The 21,002-nt window shown below is 62.5% G+C and carries 17 protein-coding genes; 4 read left to right on the top strand and 13 right to left on the bottom strand.

The genetic code is table 11. The annotated features are described in order from the left end of the window. Positions 1-181: 181 nt before the first annotated feature. Complete coding sequence (locus HU715_RS21630; protein WP_186709453.1) at positions 182-769, top strand: phage tail protein; 588 nt, start codon at positions 182-184, stop codon at positions 767-769. A gap of 46 nt (positions 770-815) precedes the next feature. After that, positions 816-1,127: a DUF6916 family protein gene (locus tag HU715_RS21625; RefSeq protein WP_186709455.1), complete on the top strand. Its 312-nt coding sequence runs from the start codon at positions 816-818 to the stop codon at positions 1,125-1,127. Between the two features lie 258 nt (positions 1,128-1,385). On the opposite strand, the gene HU715_RS21620 is transcribed toward HU715_RS21625, so the two are convergent. The 7 genes from HU715_RS21620 to HU715_RS21590 all read right to left on the bottom strand — a co-directional run bounded on the left by HU715_RS21620 (position 1,386) and on the right by HU715_RS21590 (position 10,803). Beyond that, entirely contained in the window at positions 1,386-1,877 is a 492-nt protein-coding gene (locus HU715_RS21620; RefSeq protein ID WP_186709457.1) for a GNAT family N-acetyltransferase, read from the bottom strand. A 15-nt stretch (positions 1,878-1,892) separates the two neighbouring features. Then, complete coding sequence (locus tag HU715_RS21615; RefSeq protein ID WP_186709459.1) at positions 1,893-3,989, bottom strand: site-2 protease family protein; 2,097 nt, start codon at positions 3,987-3,989, stop codon at positions 1,893-1,895. Between the two features lies 1 nt (position 3,990). Beyond that, the gene (locus HU715_RS21610; RefSeq protein ID WP_186709461.1) at positions 3,991-5,310 is read right to left on the bottom strand and encodes an efflux RND transporter periplasmic adaptor subunit; all 1,320 of its coding nucleotides are present in this window, start codon (positions 5,308-5,310) and stop codon (positions 3,991-3,993) included. After that, positions 5,307-6,083 (bottom strand): efflux RND transporter periplasmic adaptor subunit, encoded by a 777-nt coding sequence (locus HU715_RS21605; RefSeq protein WP_186709463.1) that lies wholly within the window; start codon positions 6,081-6,083, stop codon positions 5,307-5,309. The genes HU715_RS21610 and HU715_RS21605 overlap by 4 nt, the downstream gene beginning before the upstream one ends. Before the next feature lie 414 nt (positions 6,084-6,497). Then, positions 6,498-8,933: an alpha/beta hydrolase gene (locus tag HU715_RS21600; protein ID WP_186709466.1), complete on the bottom strand. Its 2,436-nt coding sequence runs from the start codon at positions 8,931-8,933 to the stop codon at positions 6,498-6,500. Between the two features lie 9 nt (positions 8,934-8,942). Further along, positions 8,943-10,385, bottom strand: coding sequence for a TIGR01777 family oxidoreductase (locus tag HU715_RS21595; RefSeq protein WP_186709468.1), 1,443 nt, complete (start codon positions 10,383-10,385; stop codon positions 8,943-8,945). After that, a complete protein-coding gene (locus HU715_RS21590; protein WP_437182516.1) occupies positions 10,378-10,803 on the bottom strand; it encodes a cell division protein in 426 nt (141 codons plus the stop codon). The genes HU715_RS21595 and HU715_RS21590 overlap by 8 nt, the downstream gene beginning before the upstream one ends. 728 nt (positions 10,804-11,531) lie before the next feature. On the opposite strand from HU715_RS21590, the gene HU715_RS21585 reads away from it, so the two are divergent. Continuing rightward, entirely contained in the window at positions 11,532-11,876 is a 345-nt protein-coding gene (locus HU715_RS21585; RefSeq protein WP_186709473.1) for a DUF6124 family protein, read from the top strand. A 460-nt stretch (positions 11,877-12,336) separates the two neighbouring features. Next, positions 12,337-13,161 carry an RHS repeat-associated core domain-containing protein gene (locus HU715_RS21580; protein ID WP_186709475.1) on the top strand — a complete coding sequence of 275 codons (825 nt, stop codon included), beginning with the start codon at positions 12,337-12,339 and terminating at the stop codon, positions 13,159-13,161. 7 nt (positions 13,162-13,168) lie between these two features. Here the strand turns inward: HU715_RS21580 and HU715_RS21575 are convergent, their stop codons facing one another. From HU715_RS21575 to HU715_RS21550, 6 genes are all read right to left on the bottom strand, one after another. Beyond that, positions 13,169-14,035 carry an ABC transporter permease gene (locus HU715_RS21575; protein WP_186709477.1) on the bottom strand — a complete coding sequence of 289 codons (867 nt, stop codon included), beginning with the start codon at positions 14,033-14,035 and terminating at the stop codon, positions 13,169-13,171. A gap of 141 nt (positions 14,036-14,176) precedes the next feature. Beyond that, positions 14,177-15,037 carry an ABC transporter ATP-binding protein gene (locus HU715_RS21570; RefSeq protein ID WP_186709479.1) on the bottom strand — a complete coding sequence of 287 codons (861 nt, stop codon included), beginning with the start codon at positions 15,035-15,037 and terminating at the stop codon, positions 14,177-14,179. Between the two features lie 5 nt (positions 15,038-15,042). After that, complete coding sequence (locus HU715_RS21565) at positions 15,043-16,068, bottom strand: ABC transporter substrate-binding protein (RefSeq protein ID WP_186709487.1); 1,026 nt, start codon at positions 16,066-16,068, stop codon at positions 15,043-15,045. A gap of 37 nt (positions 16,069-16,105) precedes the next feature. Further along, positions 16,106-17,008 (bottom strand): TauD/TfdA dioxygenase family protein, encoded by a 903-nt coding sequence (locus HU715_RS21560; RefSeq protein WP_186709489.1) that lies wholly within the window; start codon positions 17,006-17,008, stop codon positions 16,106-16,108. A 446-nt stretch (positions 17,009-17,454) separates the two neighbouring features. Continuing rightward, positions 17,455-18,822 (bottom strand): HlyD family type I secretion periplasmic adaptor subunit, encoded by a 1,368-nt coding sequence (locus tag HU715_RS21555; protein ID WP_186709498.1) that lies wholly within the window; start codon positions 18,820-18,822, stop codon positions 17,455-17,457. Then, positions 18,812-20,968 (bottom strand): type I secretion system permease/ATPase, encoded by a 2,157-nt coding sequence (locus HU715_RS21550; RefSeq protein ID WP_186709500.1) that lies wholly within the window; start codon positions 20,966-20,968, stop codon positions 18,812-18,814. Before HU715_RS21550 ends, HU715_RS21555 begins: the two co-directional genes overlap by 11 nt. Between the last annotated feature and the right edge of the window lie 34 nt (positions 20,969-21,002).

The raw sequence follows: 21,002 nt of genomic DNA, 5'->3' as shown, positions 1-21,002 counted from the left end.
CTGAATCGATTAAGCCGTGTCGCGACATTTTTCCGCCCGCTTCGCCCGGCAAAATCAAACATCACGGTCTACGCTCAGCCGTGCGTGACCAGGCCAGGGAATCAAGGAGTCGGGCTGATCGCACTCTTGTCCTTCACGTCCGGGCACTGCAAGAACCAATCACCTGAAGGATGAGGAATCTATGGAAGTATTCATCGGCACTATCCAGTCGTTCGCCTTTAACTTTGCACCCAGGGATTGGGCGCTGTGCAACGGGCAGACGCTTGCCCTTTCCCAATACCAGACCTTGTTCGCCCTGCTCGGCGTGACGTACGGAGGCAACGGCCAGACCACCTTCATGCTGCCCAACCTGCAAGGTCGCCTGCCCATGGGCCAAGGCAATGGCCTGGGCCTGACCCCGCGGGTCATCGGTGAAATCTCCGGCACCGAAAACGTCACGGCAACGATCAACAACTTGCCCAACCACACCCACGCCCTCACCGGCATCACCGCCTCGACCACTTTGCAGTTGGCCAACCCGGCCAGCAATCCGGTGAATACCCCCACGGCCACCAACTCGTTCATCGGCACCTCGGGCACCGGGCCGGGCTCGGCGGCGATCTATTCCGACCAGATAGGCGCTTCGCCAGTGCCGCTGCAAGGCGTCACCACCACGGTCAACGGCACGGTCGCCCCCACGGGCGGCAACACGCCAATGGCGGTAATGAACCCGTTCCTGGCGATCAACTTCAGCATCGCCCTTCAAGGCTACTTCCCGTCCCGTAACTGATGAGCCGCCGGAGGGCTGCGGTCCTCCGGCCTTTTGGAGTGTCGACATGCTGCAACAGGTTCATAGCCGCCATTTCCAACCGCTGCTGGGCCGGACCGGCAGCCTGACCCTGCCCGACGGCAGCTGCCTGCCGGTGCACTTCGAAACCCTTGAAGAAAGCCCACGGGCGAAGATGCCGAACACCGCGCGGATGCCGTTCAGCGTGGAATTCAACAGCCTGGAAGGCACTGAATTCGTCGACGGACTCTGCGCTCTGGAAGTGCCGGAACTGGGCAAGATCGAGGGGGTGTTCGTATCACGGATACCGCCCATGGGGCGGGATCCGGCGCTGGGGTATTTCTATATTGCGTTTAACTGACTGGACTCATTTCAAACTGTGGTAGCGAGCGAGCTTGCTCGCGATGGCGTCAGCCCAGACGACCCGGAACCTGTGGCGAGGGAGCTTGCTCCCGCTCGGCTGCGAAGCAGTCGCAAAACCTGACAAAACTGTCCGACTGGAGAAAGACAGAGGGCCTGCTTCGCAGGCCAGCGGGAGCAAGCTCCCTCGCCACGGGTTCCGGATGGATGGAAGATCGCCTTCGCGAGCAAGCTCGCTCCCACAGGGGTACGGCGTCATTCAGTTGCCTTTCGGATACCAGACCAACCGCTCCGCCGCCGGGTTGCGCTCTTGCACTTCGAAGCCCAGCGCCAAGTAGTGCCGGCGTGCATGAGGGTTGCTCGCCCAGACCACGGTCGCCACCGGGCAGCGGATCTGTTGCGCGGCTTTCTGCACCCCTTGCAACACCGCCCGGCCATAGCCCTGGCCGCGGGCCTGGGGGATGAAGGCCAGGTACAGCACGCGAATCTCATTGGGGCCGAAATCCGTGCTCAAGGCGCCAATCGCAGTGCCGAGTTTTTCCACGACGTAATGCATGGCGTTGGGGAAATTTTCGCCCAACCCTTGCTCCTGCACCTGGAACTGCTGGGCAATCACCTGCTGTACCTGTTCATGTTCGCCGTCGATCCATTGCAGGTCCGGCCGCGCCGCCTGGTACAGGCCCTGCAGGAACGGACCATCGCTGATCCGCGATGGACGCACCACCAACCCCTCTGCCGCCACCGAATCCATGCTTGCCCCCTAGGCCTAGAACCCGCTTTCCCTGACACCCAACGCCGCCAACCGACGCCAGGCCGCTCCCAACACCGACTCGCCCTCGCCCTGCAACACCGCCACGCCACGCAGCGGCTGCACCGGAGCGGACGTGGCGTCCACCGTACTCAGGCGCACGCCGTATTGCGCCTGGACCGGCTCGGCCCGTTGTTGCGAGTCGCGGCGCACCGCAATCGGCCCGTGATGGTCGGACGTCAACGCTTGCTGTTCGACCCAGGCCACGCCGTTGGTGTCGATTTCATTCAACCGCACGGCCATCGATGTGTGCATCGGATCGTCAGCGATGAACCGGCCCGTGGCACCCGGCCCGACCCGCCAAAGCTCGGCTTCGGTGAGGTAGCCGCGCAACCGCGAATCGGTCTGCACCACCCGCGCCAGCGCCTGTGTGGGTGACAACCAGCGCCCTATCGACAGTTGCGGCAACACATCGCGCACCTGGCCGGCATGGGGCGCACGCAACAACAGCCGTTCGCGCTGGGCCACCAGGCCGCGGTACTCGGCCACCGCTTCGGCCAGTTGCTGTTCGACGATGCCGGCATCGGCGGCGGTTTCGCTGCGCCCGGCCTGACGGCGCATCTGCAACTGCTGGATCTCGATTTCCCGGCGCACGATGGCCAGGCGCGACGCCATGTCCGGCGACTCCAACTCAATCAGCACATCGCCCTGGGCCACGGTCTGGCCGTCGTGCACATTCACCCGCTTGACCCGCGCCGCCACCGGCGCATGCAAGGCGCTGGCGCGCCCGGCCTCGAGCATGGCCGGCACTTCCACCGCGCTGCGCCAGGGGAGCAGCAACACCAGCAGCAGCGCCAGCAACACCAGGCCACTCAGGAGCATCCGCCCGCCGTGGGCTTGCTCACGACGACTCCACCATTGCCGCCACTCATTCACGATGGGCATGAAAATGAACCACACCAATTCCACCATCATCAGAAAAATTCCCAGCACCTTGAAGAACAGGTGATAGACCGCCAAGGCAATCCCGAAAAACAACAATGCCCGCCACAGCCACGAGCCATAACCCCACACCAACAAACGCCGACGCATCTTCGGCGACCAGGGTTCCGGCGCCGCCGCGCCATACCCGAACAAGGCTTCGCGCAGGCGCCAGCGACACAGGGCAAACGCACGCCCCTGAAGGTTATCCACCGCCCAGAAATCACTGAGCAGGAAATACCCGTCGAAGCGCATGAAGGGGTTCAGGTTGATGATCAACGTGGTGATCCAGGTGGCGCTGGCCAACATGAACGCCGCGGTACGTGCCGGCCCGTCGGGCAACAGCGACCAGGCCAGCAGCGCGATGCACGCCAGCAGCAATTCGGCCAGGACCCCACCGGCACCGATCAGCAACCGTGCGCGGCGATCCCTGATCCGCCAGGCGTCGCTGACGTCGGTATAGAACATCGGCAACAGCACCATGAACGCCACGCCCATGCTCTGCACCCGGCAACCGGCGCGCTTGGCCATGAAGGCATGGCCGAACTCGTGGCACAGCTTGGCGAAGAGCAACGCCGCCCCGAACGCCAACGCACCGCCCAGGCTGAACAGGTGTGGAAACGTCGCGACGAATCGCTGCCAGTCCCGCGACACCAGGAAGATGCCAAGACCCAGGGTCAGCGGCAGGCCATAACGCAGGATCCCAGGGCCGAACCGCGCCAACCAGGGCCAGGCCCGATTTAGAAAAGCGTCCGGGCGCCACAGCGGAATGCGAAAAAACAGGTATTGGTGCAGCAGGATCTGCCACACGCTCTGGCGTTGCGCGGCGGTCTTGAACAGATAACTGTCACGCTGTTGCGGGTCCATCGCGCTGATCAGGTCATGACCACGCAAGAAGCCCAGCAACTGCTCCAGCGATTCCCCGTTGAGCGGTAGGCCCGGCTCGCGGTTCGCGGCCTGCAGTACCTGTTCCGGATCGCCCAGGGACCAGTGCCGCAACATGCGCATCGCCGCCGCGCCCAGCTTGAAATAGCGTCCGCGCACCGGATCGGCCAGCGTCCATTGCGGCGAGCCATCCGGATCGGGGGCCGCCGTGGACAATTGCAGGTCCGGCCGCAGGCTCGGCAGGTCCATGCTACAGGCCTACGCTCTGGCGCAGGCCGGCCAGCGGCCGCCGCAGCAGGTACAACGCCAGCGGGGCACGGTCGCCGAAGACCTTCGCCGTGCCTCGCAGGCCAATGCGCGGCGCCGTGGCATCGAAACGCGCATCCAATCGATACGCCAGTTGGCCGGCGGCGGTAGGCTGCGCTTCATAGGCCGAACGTTCGAGCCGGGCCAGGTGCCGCTGCAACGGGTCGCTGTCGAGAAACAACGCCACTTGCGCACCGGGCTCCAAGGCAATCGCGTCACCCACCGCCAATTCAATGCGTAACTCGGCCTGGTTTGGATCGGCGATTTCCATCAGGCGTTCGCCGGTTTGCACGGGCTTGCCGAGCCAGCGCTCGGCGTCGGCGAACACCGCAATGCCGTCGCGCTCGGCGCGCACTTCGCTGCGCTTGAGCAGTTCAAGTGCGTAGTTGCGCTCGGCGCGTTTCTGTTCGACGCGGGCGGCGAGCAAGTCAATCTTCGAACTGGATTCAGCGTCGGCAAACGAGCGCTGGGAATTGGCCTTGAGTTCGGCCTCGGCCACGCCCAACGCCCGCTCGGCCACATCGGCCTGGGCCTTGAGACTGGTACTTTCGAAACGTAACAACAGGTCGCCGTTCTTGACGCTCTGGTTGGGCTTGACCAGGAACTCGGCGATCACCCCATCCAACGGCGCCGCCACCACTTGCCCGCCCAGCGGCACCACTTCGGCCGGAGCCAACACGGACTGGCGCACCGGGATCAGCAAGCCCAGCAGCAACAGCGCCACCAGCGCCACCTGGCGCTTGCGCGTCCAACGCAGGCGCCATGGCTTGCGCGGTTGCAACGCCAACCACGCATGGCTGTAGGTGTCGCCCAGTTGCGACAGCAGCACTTGCTCCGGCGGCGTCCATGGCAGGTCGCGGGCCAACCACAAACCGCCGAACACCTGGCCCTGATGATCGATCAACGGCAGCCAGAACACTTGCCCGGCCGACAGGCTGCGCCAGTCTGCCCGGATGGATTCGCTCACCCCATCGGCGGCGATCACCCGGGCCTGGTTCAACAGGCCCAGCTTGAACAACTGCGCCACCGCCTGCTCGACAAACGCCACGAACGGCGCGTTCGGTTCCACGGTACTGACCCCGGTCACGGCCTGGACCTTGCCGGCGATCAACAACGCGGCGTGGCGAAAGCCGAACAGCGCCTGGCCGTCGTTGACCAGGCTGTAACTCAGTTGCTCCGGTGTACGCGCGGCCCTCGTCTGGCGCTCCAGATCGAGGAAGCGGGCGAACACCTGCTCGGTACTGCCCGTCACTGGCGCGTTCACTTCGACTCCGAGAAACGCGCCGTGCCGCTCATGCCGGACAGCAGGCCGCTGGCATCCGGCACGTTCGCCACCAGCAGCAGCGTCTGGCTGCCCTCGTCGATGCGCGCGCCCAGGCGCTTGACCGTCGCTTGCAACGGCTTGCCGGTTTCATCGGGGACGAAGGTAAAGGGCTGGCCGGGCTTGAGCCGGTCCATCCAGCGTGAAGGCACCAGCAGGTGAATCTCCAGGGTGCGGTTATCGACCACATCCAGCAATGGCGCGCCGGCCGCGACGCTTTCATAACGCTGGACCTTGCGCGCCACCACCTGTCCATCGAACGGCGCGATCACGCTGCAACGCTTGACCTGCACCTGGTAGACCTGGGATTGCGCCTGGGCCTCGCTGAGGCGCGCCTCGGCCCGCGACACCTCGAAACGCCCAACGGATTTCAACGCCGCCAACTGCCGGTTATGGGCCAGCTCTTCACCGGCACCACGGCTGGCCGCCTGGGCCGCATTGAGCTGGGCCTGATAGGCCGAACAATCGAAACGCGCCAGGGTGTCACCCTTCTTGAACGACTCGCCCTCGCTGAACGGCAACTCGACAATCCGCCCGGCCAACTCGCTGGCCAACACTGCCTGGTCCCGCGCCCGAAGCACGCCACGCGCCTCGTTTCCCGACACACTGGCCGAGACGTTGCTCTCCAGCAACGGATCGTCGGAAGCCGGCGTTTGCGCCTGGACCCCGCACGTTATGAAGGTCAATCCCACAACCCAACTGCTCAAACGTCGCATGACCGTTACTCCCTGACGGATGGGCGGAGTCTACGACAGCGGTGGGGGGCGTCAAGGGAGTAGCGGTGAAGAGAGGGAAAATCTCTGTGGCGAGGGCAGCGTTCACCTCACGACTTCTTCAACTTGGGATGACCTCACTCAACCCCGTACGCAGAGATTAAATTCTCTGGCCGTTGGGGTGAAAACACCGGCTTCGGCCGGTTTTTTCGTTTCTGGGGATTGAGAACAGCTCCAGAGTTGAACGCACTCCTTGTGGCGAGGGAGCTTGCTCCCGCTGGACTGCGCAGCAGTCCCAAACCCTAACGCCTCGGTGTATCAGGCAGATCGCATTCAAATTGCTTGGGGTTGCTGCGCAACCCAGCGGGAGCAAGCTCCCTCGCCACAGGTTCTGTGATCGACGGATCATCGCGCTGCCTACTCCACCAACCTCAACACCCCATCGCAATACACCACCTCGCGCCCCAACCACCCCACATCAACCTGAGGCAATACCGCCGAAGGTTTGCGCAATTCACGCAGCAGCGTCGAGCCGTGGGACAGGCGGCCACCCATGCGCGCGATCACCGCACGGGCGCTTTGATAGTGGGCGTGGCGACCAGGGTCCAGGGTGTCCTCCAACAGGATGTCCTCGCCCAAAATACCTTGGGCCTGCCCCGGGTAAATCAAGAAACCACTCGCCTGCTCGGTGCCTTCACGACCGTCCTGCCAGAAGCTGCCGTCACGGCTACGGATATCCGGGTGCGGGGCGAACCAATGCGCCTGGTCAGCGGCGGGCATGGCGTGATGCAAGCGAAAGAAAATCCGCATCAGGTTGTCGCGATACCACTCGCGCACTTGCAAGTAATAACCGCGCAGCCCCGGCAGGCCGGCGCCATGGGCCAAGCGAATCGCCAGGGGCCATTGTGGAAAGGCCTGCAACGGTAGCGCGATCGGCGCCGGGCGTGGTGTCGCCGGGTCGGTCTCCCACGGCAGCCGATGAGGGCTGTGTTCAAGGTTGTCATAGGCGGTCGGTGGCCGCCCCAGCCAGTCGCCGCCACTGCTGGCCAAGGCGCTGGCGATGCACAGGTTGCCCTGCACTACGAACACGTAGAAGCGGGTAAACCAGTCGGCCAGTTGCTGGCCGTCGGCGCCTTGTTCGGTCAGTTCGCGCAGCTCTCGGTCAAAACGTCGCAAGCCGTTTTCCAGCGTCAACAAGTTCCCGCGGGCGATGCGTTGCATGCGCAGGAACAACGGCAGCGAACGCATCAGGCGCAGTGGCCGCCAAGGCAGGTGCGGTGTCGCGCCGCCGACCTCGCCGGCGTAGCTGCTGGCGCTGATGCCCCAGTCGACCAGCCGGGCGAGAAACAGGTCATTGTTGATGTACGAAGCGCCGCCAAACACTGCCGTGAAGGGCTCGTTGTCCTGCAGTACCCGCGAATCCCAACGCGCCATGATCGCCGGAATGCTTGCCGCCGCGCGACGCTGGGCGTACTCCACCAACACACTGGGTCGGGGCGGCAGGATCTCGGCGATGTTGGCGGCGGTCAGGTGGCGGCGCCAGCCGTAGTCGCTGATCGGCCGGTATTGCAGCAGCCACAGTTGGCTGCCGTCCCAGGCCCATTCGACGTCGCCGGGCACATAGTGAAAGACCCGCAATACGCCTTGCAGAAAGCGCCATAGCGCCTCGGCGGTCAGGCCGTGGACTGGCTTGAACGTGCCACTGTTCCATGCCTCGCCGAGACGGGAAATAACCGCCCGCTCGGGGCTCACTTGGCCATCGGCCAACGACTCCAGGTGCCCCTCGACCCATTCCAGCTCAACGGACAGGTGACGCACGAACGCGATCCCCGACAGCCGTGGCGCGATGAAACGCTGCACCACCACTTCCTCGACACCCGCCGCGCTCAACTCGGCAATCCGCGCCGGTACGTTGTGCGTCGGTTCGCGCAGGTACGTGGTGCTCAAGCCGGCGTTGGCCGCATCGGCCTGATCCTCGCCGTAACTGGAGGAGCGCACCGCCCAGGTAGCGTCCGGCTGGCCGTCCAAAAAAACCCGCAGGCTCGGATCATCGCAGTGGTTGAGCGACAGCGCCGCCGGCACCGGCTGCCCCGCCAGCGCCGCGAGACGCAAGCGGCCGCCTTTGGTATGCGCGACAAAACCACGCTCGCCAGACTCCAGCCATGCCGTGAATTCAGCGGGCGAGTCGATCCACGGGTAGTGGCCCCAACCGGGCTTCAGGCTGATGGTCAAGTCGGCACGGGCCAGAATGGCCGACCAGGCCGCCGCCTGCGCGATGCCCAATACCTTGTCCTGATCGCCCCACACCAGTTCGACCGGGTCGGTGATCCATTCCAGCAATGGCAACGCGGTGTCGGCACGCACCAGGTCCCAGTGCGGCACAAAGGCTCGGCAACGAGCGTAGCCGGCGCCCATGCGCTGGTATTGCGCGGGCGTCCAGGCCTGGCTGGAGAACTTGTGGGCAAACAGCGTCGGCTTGTTCGCCAGCAGCCAATGAATGGTCTTTCGAATCGGCAGTGGCGACATCAATGCCGGCAGTCGCCGCTGCCACAAAAACGCGCCCACCGGCGCCAGCAACACGCTGCGGCAAAAGTGTCCCGGTTGCCGTTGCAAGGCGTGCAGCACCAGCAAGGCGTTGACCCCGACCGCCATGATCGCGCTGCCCTTGTCCGTTGCCGCCAGCAACGCCTGCGCGTAGGCCGCCAGGTCTTCGCAAGGAGCGTGGGGGTTGTTGCCAAAACCGGGCAGTTCCAGCGGCACGACGTCGTGGTGTTGAAAATGCGGCAACGCGTCGTCCCACCAATCGACCGCGCTGCCGTTGCCGGCCAGCAGGTACATCCGGGGCTTGCTCATGGGCGCTCCTCAGGCCAAGTCGCGCAGGGCGGCGTCGAGCGTCGGGTAACGGAACGTATAGCCGGCCTCGACGAGACGATTGGGCACCACCCGCTGGCCGTCGAAAAACAGCTGGGCCATCTCGCCAGCCAAGGCGCGTACCGGCGCGGCAGGGATGTGGAACCACACCGGACGCTTGAGCACCTTGCCGACACTTTCGGCAAACAACGCCTGGCTGACCGTCTCCGGTGCCACCAGGTTGTAGGTGCCGCACAGGCTTTCATCATCGAAGGCTCGGGCGATCACTTGGATCACGTCATCGCGATGCACCCAACTCATGATTTGCCGACCGTCGCCCATGCGCCCGCCGAACCCCAGGCGAAACGGAATCAGCAACGGCAGCAACGCACCGCCCGGACCGAACACCACGCCCAGGCGCATCACCACCTGACGCACGCCCAACTCAGTGGCAGGCCGGGCGGAGGCTTCCCAACGCACACAGAGTTCAGCCATGAAGCCATCGCCCTGGGCGGCGCTTTCATCGAGGCTTTCGGTGGCGTCACGCACGCCGTAAAAACCCACGGCTGAGGCCTGTATCCACAACGCCGGTTTGTGCCGGGCGTTTTTCAACCAGGCCATCAAGGCTTCGGTGGTGTTGACCCGGCTGGCAATGAGTTGCGCCTGGCGCTTGGGACTCCAACGCGGCCCGGCCACCGGGGCACCCGCCAGGTTGATCACCACATCGAACATTTCGTCATGGCCCAGCTTGCCCAGCGAACGCAGGCAGCGGGCGCGGCCGTCAAACAGATAGGCCGCCTTCAACGGATCGCGAGCCAGCACGCTGACCGTGTGCCCGGCGTCGAGCAATTGATTGACCAGGGTCTCGCCGATAAACCCGGTGCCCCCCGTGACCAGCACGCGCTTGTAGGCGCCGCCGGCAAATGGGTTGGCCGGCTTGCCTGCCCGTTGCATGCGCAAGGCCGCCAAGCCGTCGCGAATCCCCGAGGCCGTGACCCCGATGGCGAACAAGGTCAGTAGCCAGCCGCGCCAACCGAGGTCGATCGCGCTCAGGCCGGTGGGCAAACTCGCCCACTGGGCCAATTGCACGCCGTACAACGCGAAGAAGGCCCCGCCGTTGACCGCCAGCACCGTGTGCATGATGCGCTCGATGGGCGGCAGCTTGCGGCTGCGGTCCTCGACCACGAAGTCCCAGAGCGTCAGGCAAATCTCCAGGGCGAACAGCAGCGCGATGACAATCGCCCAGGTGCCTTCGAAGGCCAGATGCGCCATGCCCAGGAACAGGATCCCGTAAAAGCACGAGCGCAAGGCATGAATGGACAGCTCCAGCCGCGCACTGTGGCGATAGGGCAAGGCGACGGTGAGTTCGTGGTGATACAGGGTGTCCAGCGCACCGAGGATCGCTTGGGCAATCAGCAGGGTGATGGCCCAGTCCAGCAGTGAAAAGTCAGGCATGGTTTGAATCACTCGACGCGTTGTCAGTCAGGGAGGTGCGGCGGTCGTGGCGATAGAGCCAGAACAGCGGCGGCAATAAAACGAGCAAGGCGACGCTGTCGAACCACAGGTGCGACCAGACCTGGGCCTGGGCGGAAATCCACATGTCCTGGGGTGCCCACAGCAGGATGCCGGCGATCAGCCAACCCCAGGGCATGGCGCGCTTCAATCGATGACCGATGTGGACAAGGGCGAGCATGTACAGCCCATAGCTCTGCAATGTGGCGCCGAACAAGGCCAGCCACCAGACTTGCTGCGCGTGTGCCGTAGCGGGCACGGCATTGGTACCCCAGAACGCTTGTTCGATGGTGTTCAGATAGTGATCGAGCAAGCCGGAGTGACCCGCCCACGTCAGCATGACGCCGGCGAGCAGGTGCATCAGGGCCGCCGCGTATAACCAAACGACCAGGGCTTTGCGAAGAGGGCTGTGAGAGGTTGGCATTCCATGTCCTGAAGGCTTGCTTGAGGGCGGCCAGTCTAAAGGAAATGGGAGGGGCTTTACTGGGCTGATGGGCTGGCAGCGATAATTAAATCTCGCCAACGAGACCTGCTTCGCAGGCCAGCGGGAGCAAGCTCTCTCGCCACAGGGATTTAAGTGTCAGGTTAGCGGTGACTTGAAGATTGTCATCGCGAGCAAGCTCGGGCCCACAGGGATTTTGTGTCGAACTCAATATCGAGACCACCCCCGTCCCACTGTGGGAGCGAGCCTGCTCGCGATGGCGTCAGCCCAGACAACCCATAACCGTGGCGAGGGAGCTTGCTCCCGCTGGCCTGCGAAGCAGGCCTCAGCATTCCTTCAGGCACACCGCATTGCCCGGTTTTACGACTGCTGCGCAGCCGAGCGGGAGCAAGCTCCCTCGCCACAGGTTCTGTGTACCGCTTACCTACAGCTGAGTCCTAGGAGATTTCCTTCAAGTTGCGGCGATGTTGGTGAACTTGTCCGCCTTTAGGCTCACCGCTAGTCTGGGTTTGTCACTGAAAAAACGGTGACACGGACGTGCAAGTCCGAAATATCTGTTTAGGGCGAAACAGCCCATGCCATTCAGCGATCTCAGTAGGATTCGCTGCGTAGCAAAGGCTCCTTACTGGTCGTTTAGGAGTTCCCCAATGACAACAGCAGAAACGAAGCCCACTTCACCCAGCTCCAGCACACTCGACGAAGCAGCCCAACGCGCCCTCGATTACTACCTCAACCCCAAACCCACCGCTGAAGCCTCGGGCAAAACCCAAGCATCCCAACTCTTCATGGTTGCCCCTGATATCGACACCGAAACCCTGCTGGCCAATGCTTCCGAAGACCTGCTGTCCATCAGCGCCATCGCCGCCGACCTGGCCGACGATGTCGACGGTTCGCGCCGCAGCGTGATCCTGGCGATCAGTCGGATGGCCGATGGGGTGCATCTGTTGGTGGAGCGGGCGATGGATCGACTGGAGGTGCAAGCGGCGGGCTGACAGGTCTGCGGTGGATTGAAGATTGCCATCGCGAGCAGGCTCGCTCCCACAGGGGTTTTGTGTCGAACCCAATATCGAGGCCAACACCCGATCAACTGTGGGAGCGAGCCTGCTCGCGAAGGCGTCAGCCCAGGCAACCCAAACCCCGCGGCCAGAGATTGCTCCCGCCGGCCTGCGTGTAGGAGCTGTGTAGGAGCTGTCGAGTGAAACGAGGCTGCGATCTTCCCCCAGGCACTTGAGTCCCAAGCGAAAGATCAAAAGATCGCAGCCTTCGGCAGCTCCTACAGGGAACAGTCGAGCGGGAGCAATCTCTGGCCACGGGTCCATGTTGGCGTCCGGGTACCTGCAAGCAGGCTGTACGGAGTGAGAAAAACTAACAGTTCTGATAGTTCTCCAACCGACGCCAAGGGAGTAGAACTATGGCCCACAGCTCCCAATCTCATGCTTGCCGGTGTTTCGTATGACTCAGACCATAACGAACGATCCAGCAAACCCTAGCCAACAACGTACCGTGTTGCTGGCGGTGGATCTCAAAAACTCGGTACTCGTTGAAGTCGATGCGGGCAATACCAATCGCATCGCATACTCGCCGTACGGTCACCAGTCGGCGCAGCATGAGGTGATATCCCAATTGGGGTTCAATGGCGAACGGCGTGAAACGATGCCCGGATGGTATTTCCTGGGTAATGGCTACCGCGTCTACAACCCACGCCTGATGCGCTTTCATAGCCCGGACAATATGAGTCCGTTTGGTAAGGGTGGGTTGAATTCGTATATGTATTGCGGTGGGGAGCCGGTGATGAATTCGGATCCGACGGGACACCATTTTGGCTGGCCTTCGGTCGTTATGCAGAAATTTATTGGCGGGCTGCGAACTGCCATAAATCGGACCACCAGCGTTGCGACAACATCAGCTAGTCGGGCGGCTAGCAATATCGGTAGCGTTATCTCAACTATTTCCGGTGGCACAAGTCGAGCAAGAAAAGCGGTCAGTATGTTCGTCACCCAAAAAATAGGGACGACGCAGACAGTGCCGCAGCAGCTTATGCCACTCCACGCTCATACCGCTACTACACGTACTTCGACAATCTCACGCATCCAACCTTCCCCTCCCCGCACCCTAGTGCGACAGCAACCTACCTACCGATCCCAACAACGTCTCCAGCAGGCAAGCAAAGACGCCAGGAAGCAACTCAGTGATGAGCGTGAATTCGTTGCAATCAAGCAAGCCAAAGAGATCCGTAACCAAAGGTTGGCTGAAATCAAGCGTCATTTAGGTGACTAACCCCTTTTCACCGCTGCATCCCCCAACGCTTCACCGTCACCCGCTCCAAACTGTCGAACACCAGGTTCTCCACCAGCAACCCGATGAGGATCACCACCGCCAACCCGGCAAACACCTTGTCGGTGTACAACTCGTTGCGGTTCTGGAAGATGTACCAGCCCAAGCCGCCCTTGCCGCTGGTGGCGCCAAATACCAGCTCGGCAGCGATGAGGGTGCGCCAGGCAAAAGCCCAGCCGATCTTCAGCCCGGCGAGGATCGACGGCAGCGCCGCCGGGATCAGGATGAACAAGACAAAGCGCAGGCCTTTGAGCCCGTAGTTGCGCCCGGCCATGCGCAGCGTTTCCGACACGCCAAGAAACCCCGCATACATATTCAACGCCAACGCCCACAGCACCGAATGCACCAGCACGAAAATAAGGCTGTTCTGCCCCAGGCCGAACCACAGCAGCGCCAAAGGCAACAGGGCGATGGCCGGCAGCGGGTTGAACATCGACGTCAGGGTGCTGAGCAGGTCGCGGCCTAGCTGCGTCGACACCGCCAAGGTGGTCAAGCCAAACGCCAGGACGATGCCCAGCAAATAACCCTTGAGCAGCACCACCAGGGAAATCCACACCTTGCCCAGCAGCTCGCCACTGAGCATTCCGTCGTACAAAGCGCTGGTGGTTTGCAGGAAACTCGGCAGCAGCAGGTCATTGTTCTGGTATCGGGCCACGCCCTCCCACACCAGCGCCAGCAGTAACAGGATCAGGCTTTTGCGCAACCAACCCTGTTGCCAGAGGCGCTGGCCCAAGGGCAACTCGCGCTCCAATGGCACGTGGGTCAGCGGCTGCAGGTCGACTTCGTATTCTTCGCGCGCAGGCGATAACTGGCTCATAAACACTCTCTTTTCAAATCCTGGCACCGCCCCGTAGGAGCTGCCGAGCGAAGCGAGGCTGCGATCTTTCCCCTGACGCTTGAGTCTCGGACGAAAGATCAAAAGATCGCAGCCTCGTTGCACTCGACAGCTCCTACAGGGTCAGTAGGCGATACGGATGTCGGTGAAATCCAGCTCACGCTCGGCGTCCGGCGACTGGCCTTGCTCGAACAGCAACGAATGAATCCGCCGCGCCGTGTGCTGGAAACCCACGCCGCCGAGGCTGTGCAGGTCGTATTGATGGCTGTGGATTTCCGCCCTCACCCGTCCCGGGTGCGGCGACAACAGCAAAATACGATTGCCCACCACCAATGCCTCTTCAATGGAGTGGGTGACGAACAACAGGGTGAAACGCACCTCCTCCCAGAGCAGCAGCAATTCCTCCTGCATCTTGCGTCGGGTCAGGGCATCGAGGGCGGCAAAGGGCTCGTCCATCAGGAGGATTTTTGGTTGCATCGCCAGCGCCCGGGCAATCGCAACGCGGGCCTTCATGCCGCCGGACAAGGTGTGAGGGTAGGCATCGGCAAACGCCGCCAGGCCGACCTTGTCGAGGTAATGCAGCGCCCGCTCCTCGGCTTCGCGACGCTTGAGCGTGCCCGACGCCAGCAGCGCGAACATCACGTTCTGCTTGACGGTTTTCCACGGCGGCAATTGGTCGAATTCCTGGAACACCACGATGCGATCCGGGCCCGGCGCGTTGACGGTTTGGCCTTGCAGGCGAATTTCGCCTTCGCACGGTGCGATGAAACCACCAATGGCCTTGAGCAGCGTGGACTTGCCGCACCCGGACGGGCCAAGCAATACAAAGCGGTCCGCCGGATCGACCTCGAAACTCACTTGATGGGTGGCCCGCACCACACGCTGCGGGGTGCGGTATTCCAGGCTGACGTTGTCCACCGATAACAACGCGGTATCGGTACGGCTGAGGTTGCTGGCCGCGTGGCCTTGCAATGGCGCGTTCATGACGATCAGCTCCCCTGCAACGGCTTGGCGTCCTGGAAGAAATAATCTTCCCACGACGCCGGTTTGTGCTTGATGGCGCCGACGCGGTAGAGAAATTCGGCCAGCGGGTAGGTGTTTTTCGGGGTGACGGTGAATTCGATCTGCGGGTTGTCGATGATCTTCAGCAAGGTCGCCCGGTCGATCTTGGCCTTGGTCACACGCAGGTAGGTGTCCGCCGCCGCGCCTTTGTCCTTTTGGGCGAACTCGGCCGCTTCGGTCAGGGCCTCGACGAAGGCCTTGTAGGTCTTCGGGTTTTGGTCGCGGAATTTCTCGGTGGCGAACAGCACCGTGGGTGAATTCGGCCCGAGCACGTCATAGGAATTGAGTACGACGTGGACGTTGGGATTTTGCAGGGCCTGGTCCTGGAACGGTGGATTGGAAAAGTGCCCGGTCAACTCGGTGCCGCCAGCAATCAACGCGGCCGTGGCGTCCGGGTGCGGGACGGCCAGGGTGTACTTGTCGAGGCGATTGAAGTCCTTGTCGCCCCACTGCTTGGCGGCAGCGAATTGCAGGAACCGCGATTGCACCGACACTCCCACCGCTGGGACCGCGATGCGGTCCTTCTCAGTGAAGTCGGCGATGGTCTTGACGTTCGGGTTGTTGCTCAACAGGTAATAGGGAAAGTTGCCCAGGGAGGCCACGGCCTTGACGTTCTGCTTGCCACGGGTGCGGTCCCAGACCGTCAGCAGCGGCCCGACGCCAGCCCCGGCAATGTCGATGGAACCCGACAGCAACGCATCGTTGACTGCCGCGCCGCCTGATAGCTGGGTCCAGTCGACCTTGATGTCGATGCCCTCCTCCTTGCCATGCTTCTCGATCAATTGCTGGTCGCGGACCACGTTCAGCAACAGGTAAACGATGCCGAACTGTTCGGCGATGCGAATCTCGCCCTCGGCGTGGGCGCTGGCGGGCGCGACGAGGCTGCCGGCCAGCAAACTGAACCCCAGGCCGATGGCGGCGGCCAGCGGGGCAAAAGCAATGCGTGTGGACATGGTGATTCTCCGGGCTTTTTGCGCGAGGCGCAGCCGATCAGAAAGGGGCGTCGCCCTGGATGGTGGTGCGGTACAGCTTGCGGCGCAGATGACTCGGGCAGCCGGCGGCCAGGTGAATCAGCGAGCGGTTGTCCCAGAACACCAAGTCGTGGGGCTGCCATTGATGGCGATAGATGTTCTGCGGCAGCACGCTGTGGGCATACAGCTCCGTCAGGATGGCTTTGCTTTCATCTTCCGGCAGGCCGACGATGCGGGTGGTGAAGCCTTCGCTGACGAACAACGCCTTGCGCCCGGTTTCCGGGTGGGTGCGGACGATGGGATGCACGACTTCGGCGACCTGGGCCAGTTGCTCAGGCGTGAGCGTCGGGCGCCAGTTGCCTTCGAATTTGGTCTCGCTGTAGCGCGCCGTGTAGGAGTGCGCCGCCGAACGGCCCTCCACCGCTTTGCGCAGCGCTTCCGGCAACCCGTCCCAGGCCTTGTGCATGTCAGCGAACAGCGTATCGCCGCCTTCGCTCGGCAGCTCCTGGGCATGAAGCATCGAGCCGAGGCTGGGCAGTTCTTTATAGGAAAGGTCTGAATGCCAGAACTTGCCGGCGTCCCCCAGGCCGATGGACTGGCCGTTTTCGATGATGTTGGAAACGATGAGAATCTCGGGATGCCCGGCCAGCAGGAACTGCTTGAGCACATGGATCTGCAGCACGCCAAAACGACGGCTGAAAGCGATGTGCTGTTCGGGTGTGATGCGTTGATCGCGGAACACCACGACGTGATAGTCCAGGTGGGCGCGGTGGATGCGGGCGAAATCCTGGTCGTTGATGGGTCTGGACAAGTCCAGGCCAACGATCTCGGCGCCTACGGCATCGGGGAATGGACGGATGTCGAACGACTGCGGCGCGATGTTCGCGGCATTTGAAGCTGGAGAAAAAGAGACGGCTGGCATACATCACTCCCACGCACGGCGCGCTTGAATGGGCGCGCAATCGATCAAAAACTCACGGGGTCACCGTGTTGGTTTGTGTCGTGCGGCGCGCCGATTGGTCGGCAGGTACGCAGGGGGATGACTTTAAAGGTATAAGAACAGTAATTTAAATACCGTTAACGAATAACTATATGGCTTTTGGCTAGAGCTGCAAAACCAAATGTGGGAGCGGGCTTGCTCGCGAAGGCGTCGGGTCAGCTACATATACATTGACTGACAAACCGCCTTCGCGAGCAAGCCCGCTCCCACAGGGGTTTAAGGGTTAGCCCCACACTGTGGCGAGGGAGCTTGCTCCCGCTGGGGCGCGCAGCGGCCCCAAAAAAAGCGATGAGTGCTGCGCACTCAAGCGGGAGCAAGCTCCCTCGCCACAAAAGCTACCAAGCCACAGAATAATCAACTACTCGGCATTACCGCTCGTGCAACGCCTCGGACCGGGCCTTGATGATTGGCTTGAGCAGGTAGCTGAGCACGGTTTTCTTGCCGGTGATGATGTCCACCGACGCCACCATCCCAGGGATGATCAGCAAGGGCTTTTCAGGCGTGCCCAGATGGCTGCGTTCGGTGCGCAGCTTGATGATGTAGTAGGTGGTCTTCTTGTCTTCATCGGTGATGGTGTCGGCACCGATCTGTTCCAGCTTGGCTTTCATCCCACCGTAGATGGTGTAGTCGTACGCGGTGAATTTCACCGTGGCGTCCTGGCCGGGGTGCAGGAAGGCGATGTCCTGGGGACGGATTTTCGCTTCCACCAGGAGGGTGTCGTCCAGCGGCACGATTTCCACCAGGTCGCTGCCGGGCTGGATCACGCCGCCGATGGTGTTCACCAGCAGTTTATTGACAATGCCGCGCACCGGCGAGGTCACCAGGGTACGGCTCACGCGGTCTTCCAAGGCCTTGCCGGTGGCTTGGGCCTTGTTTAGGTCAGTGCGTGCTTCGTTGAGTTGGGTCAGGGCTTCGCTGCGGAACTTGCCGCGGGTCTCGTCGATCTTGCGCTGCACTTCCTTGATCGCCGATTCGGCGCGAGGAATCGCCAGCGTCGTGGCGTCCAGTTGCCCACGGGTCTCGACTTCGGCGCGCTTGAGCCGCAGCACTTCCACCGGCGACACCGCGCCTTGGGCCACCAGCGGCTCGGACATGTTGATTTCCTGGCGTTGCAGCGCCAGGCCGGAGCGGTACTGCGCCTGCTTGGAGACAAACTCGCGCAGTTCCTGCTGGCGCTGGATCAACTGCTCCTGCAAGCCACCGATTTCATCGTGCAATTGCTGGCGACGGCTGATGTACAGCGACTCTTCGCTGGCGGCCTGGCCCGGCACCGCCTTGAGCACATCGGCCGGGAAGTTCAGTGGCCGGTCATCAACCTCGGCACTCAGGCGTTCGACCCGCAACAGCATCGACAGGCGATCCGCTTCGGTTTCGCCGACGTTGGAGACAAACCGCGTGTCGTCCAGGCGAATCAACGACGCGCCGGCCTCGACGATCTGCCCTTCCTTCACGAACAGCTCTGCGACGATGCCGCCTTCCAGGTTCTGGATCTTCTGGATCTTGGACGAGGGGATCGCCTTGCCGTCGCCCTTGGTCACTTCGTCGATCTCGGCGAAGTTGGCCCACAGCGCCAGGAACACAAAGAAGCCGATGATGCCCCAGATTGTCAGGCGCACCACCCGGGGAGCGTCCTCGATCAGGGCTTTGTTGACCTCGGGCAGCGGTTGGCCATGCAGTGAATCGGAACCTTTGAAGTAACGACCCACAGCGCCCTTGAAACCTGATTTAAGCAACACTGATCTGCCCCTTTTTCAACGCTTCCATGACGGCGGCTTTCGGGCCATCGGCGAGGATCTGTCCACGGTCGATCACCAGCAGGCGGTCCACCAGGGACAGCAAGGAGGCCCGGTGCGTCACCAACAGCACGGTCTTGTTTTCCACCACGGCGGCCAGGCGCTGTTTCAAGCGTTCTTCACCAGTGTTGTCCATGGCGCTGGTGGGTTCGTCCAGCAGCAGGATCGGCGGGTTGAGGAGCAACGCGCGAGCCAGGGCGACGTTCTGGCGCTGGCCGCCAGACAGGTTCTGCCCGCGCTCGCCGACTTGCAGTTCATAGCCTTGCGGATGCAGGCGGGCGAATTCATGCACGCCGGCCAGCTCAGCAGCCTGGAGCACCAGTTCGTCTTCGACGTAACGGGCGCCGGAGGTCAGGTTGTCCCGCAGGGTCCCGGCCAGCAATTGGATGTCCTGGGGCACGTAGCCAATGTTGTAGCGCAGCTCGCTGACGTCGATCTGGCGGATGTCCACGCCGTCCACCAGCAAGGCGCCGTCATCGGGCTGATAAAGGCCCACCAGCAACTTGGCCAGGGAACTCTTGCCCGAGCCGCTGCGACCGATGATGCCGATTTTCTCGCCCGGCTTGATCACCAGGTTGATGTTCTTCAGCGCGGGGTTCTGCTGGTTCGGGTAGGTGAAGTTCAACTGCCGGCATTCAACGGCGCCCTGCAATACCTTGCGACTCAGCGGGCGCTCGTCGAAATTGCGCTCCTGGGGCAGCTCCATCATCTGGTCGACCGAGGTCATGGTCACCCGCGCCTGCTGGTAACGCGTCAGCAGGCCCGACAACGAGGCCAACGGGCTGAGGGCGCGGCCGCTGAGCATGTAGCAGGCCACCAGCCCACCCATGCTCAGGTTGCCGGCGATGATCAGGTAAACCCCGAAGACGATCATGATCACCCCGGCCAATTGCTGGATCAGCAAGGTGATGTTCATCGCCAGGCCGGACAGCATCTTCACCCGCAGTTCGAGGCGACTGAGGGTGCCGATGGTCTGTTCCCATTGGTACTGGCGCTCGCTCTCGGCGTTGTTGACCTTCACCGCGTCCAGGCCGGCCAGGGTTTCGATCAGGCTCGACTGGCGCTCGGCGCCCAGGGCCATGGTGCGTTCCATGGTCGCGACCAACGGCTTCTGCAAGGCATAGCCGATCAGCAGGGCAATCGGGAAGGCCAGCACCGGAATCCACACCAGGTGCCCACCGATAATCGCGATGACCATGAAGATCAGCAGGGTGAACGGCAAATCGATCAGGCTGGTGAGGGTTAGCGAGGCGAGGAAGTCCCGCAGGCTCTGGAATTCATGAATGTTCTGGGCAAAGCTGCCGACCCGCGCCGGGCGGTGTTTCATGGCCATGCCGACGATGCGCTCGAACAGCGTCGCCGAAATGATCAAGTCGGTTTTCTTGCCCGCCAGGTCCAGGCAGAGGCTGCGCAGCATCTTGAGGATCAGGTCGAACACATAGGCGCCGGTGATGCCGACGGCCAATACCCACAGGGTCGATTCGGCCTGGTTCGGCACGACGCGGTCGTAGACGTTCATCACGAACAGCGGCGCGGCCATGGCGATGATGTTGATCAACAGGCTGGCGGCGATGGCATCGGCGTACAGCCAACGGGAGCGCTTGAGGGTGTCGCGAAACCACGAACGCGCCCGGGGAATGAGCGTGCCGTGGTTAACGTCAAATTTATGCTGCGGTTGGGCGAAGAACACCTTGCCGCTGTAGTCATCGGCCAGCAGCTCGCGGCTGACGGTCACCTCACCGCCGTCGCTTTCGCTGAGCAGCAATCGCGCCTGGTCGTCACCGACCCAGCCCAGCAATACGGCGCTGCGGCCGTCTTTAAGCAGCAGCAACGCCGGCATGGCGATGGTCGGAATTTGCTCGAGCTTGCGTTGCAACACCCGCCCTTGCAGACCGGCACGGGCTGCCGCGCGCGACAATAATTCGACGCTCAGCCGTTGCTTGGGCAGCGGCAGGCCGGTGGTGAGCATCGCCGCGCTGGCCGGCTTCTGATGCAGCATGCAGAGCGCCAGCAGACCGTCCAGCAGCGGGTCGTCGTGCAGCGTGCGCGGGTCATGAACTAGTTCGACTGGACTGACTTCTGATTCCACGCTCGGCACTCTGACTGATTAAAACGGCTGGTAA

The sequence above is a fragment of the Pseudomonas zanjanensis genome, assembly GCF_014268745.2.
Taxonomy (GTDB): Bacteria; Pseudomonadota; Gammaproteobacteria; order Pseudomonadales; family Pseudomonadaceae; genus Aquipseudomonas; species Aquipseudomonas zanjanensis.
The sequence above is the reverse complement of the archived record's forward strand: the minus strand, read 5'-3'. Positions and strand labels throughout refer to the sequence as shown.

What these genes read in the sequence shown, in the direction of transcription:
- HU715_RS21630 (WP_186709453.1), top strand. Translation starts at nt 182, where the DNA reads ATGGAAGTATTCATCGGCACTATCCAGTCGTTCGCCTTTAACTTTGCA.
- HU715_RS21625 (WP_186709455.1), top strand. Translation starts at nt 816, where the DNA reads ATGCTGCAACAGGTTCATAGCCGCCATTTCCAACCGCTGCTGGGCCGG.
- HU715_RS21620 (WP_186709457.1), bottom strand. Translation starts at nt 1,877, where the DNA reads ATGGATTCGGTGGCGGCAGAGGGGTTGGTGGTGCGTCCATCGCGGATC.
- HU715_RS21615 (WP_186709459.1), bottom strand. Translation starts at nt 3,989, where the DNA reads ATGGACCTGCCGAGCCTGCGGCCGGACCTGCAATTGTCCACGGCGGCC.
- HU715_RS21605 (WP_186709463.1), bottom strand. Translation starts at nt 6,083, where the DNA reads ATGCGACGTTTGAGCAGTTGGGTTGTGGGATTGACCTTCATAACGTGC.
- HU715_RS21600 (WP_186709466.1), bottom strand. Translation starts at nt 8,933, where the DNA reads ATGAGCAAGCCCCGGATGTACCTGCTGGCCGGCAACGGCAGCGCGGTC.
- HU715_RS21595 (WP_186709468.1), bottom strand. Translation starts at nt 10,385, where the DNA reads ATGCCTGACTTTTCACTGCTGGACTGGGCCATCACCCTGCTGATTGCC.
- HU715_RS21590 (WP_437182516.1), bottom strand. Translation starts at nt 10,803, where the DNA reads ATGCACCTGCTCGCCGGCGTCATGCTGACGTGGGCGGGTCACTCCGGC.
- HU715_RS21585 (WP_186709473.1), top strand. Translation starts at nt 11,532, where the DNA reads ATGACAACAGCAGAAACGAAGCCCACTTCACCCAGCTCCAGCACACTC.
- HU715_RS21580 (WP_186709475.1), top strand. Translation starts at nt 12,337, where the DNA reads ATGACTCAGACCATAACGAACGATCCAGCAAACCCTAGCCAACAACGT.
- HU715_RS21575 (WP_186709477.1), bottom strand. Translation starts at nt 14,035, where the DNA reads ATGAGCCAGTTATCGCCTGCGCGCGAAGAATACGAAGTCGACCTGCAG.
- HU715_RS21570 (WP_186709479.1), bottom strand. Translation starts at nt 15,037, where the DNA reads ATGAACGCGCCATTGCAAGGCCACGCGGCCAGCAACCTCAGCCGTACC.
- HU715_RS21565 (WP_186709487.1), bottom strand. Translation starts at nt 16,068, where the DNA reads ATGTCCACACGCATTGCTTTTGCCCCGCTGGCCGCCGCCATCGGCCTG.
- HU715_RS21560 (WP_186709489.1), bottom strand. Translation starts at nt 17,008, where the DNA reads ATGCCAGCCGTCTCTTTTTCTCCAGCTTCAAATGCCGCGAACATCGCG.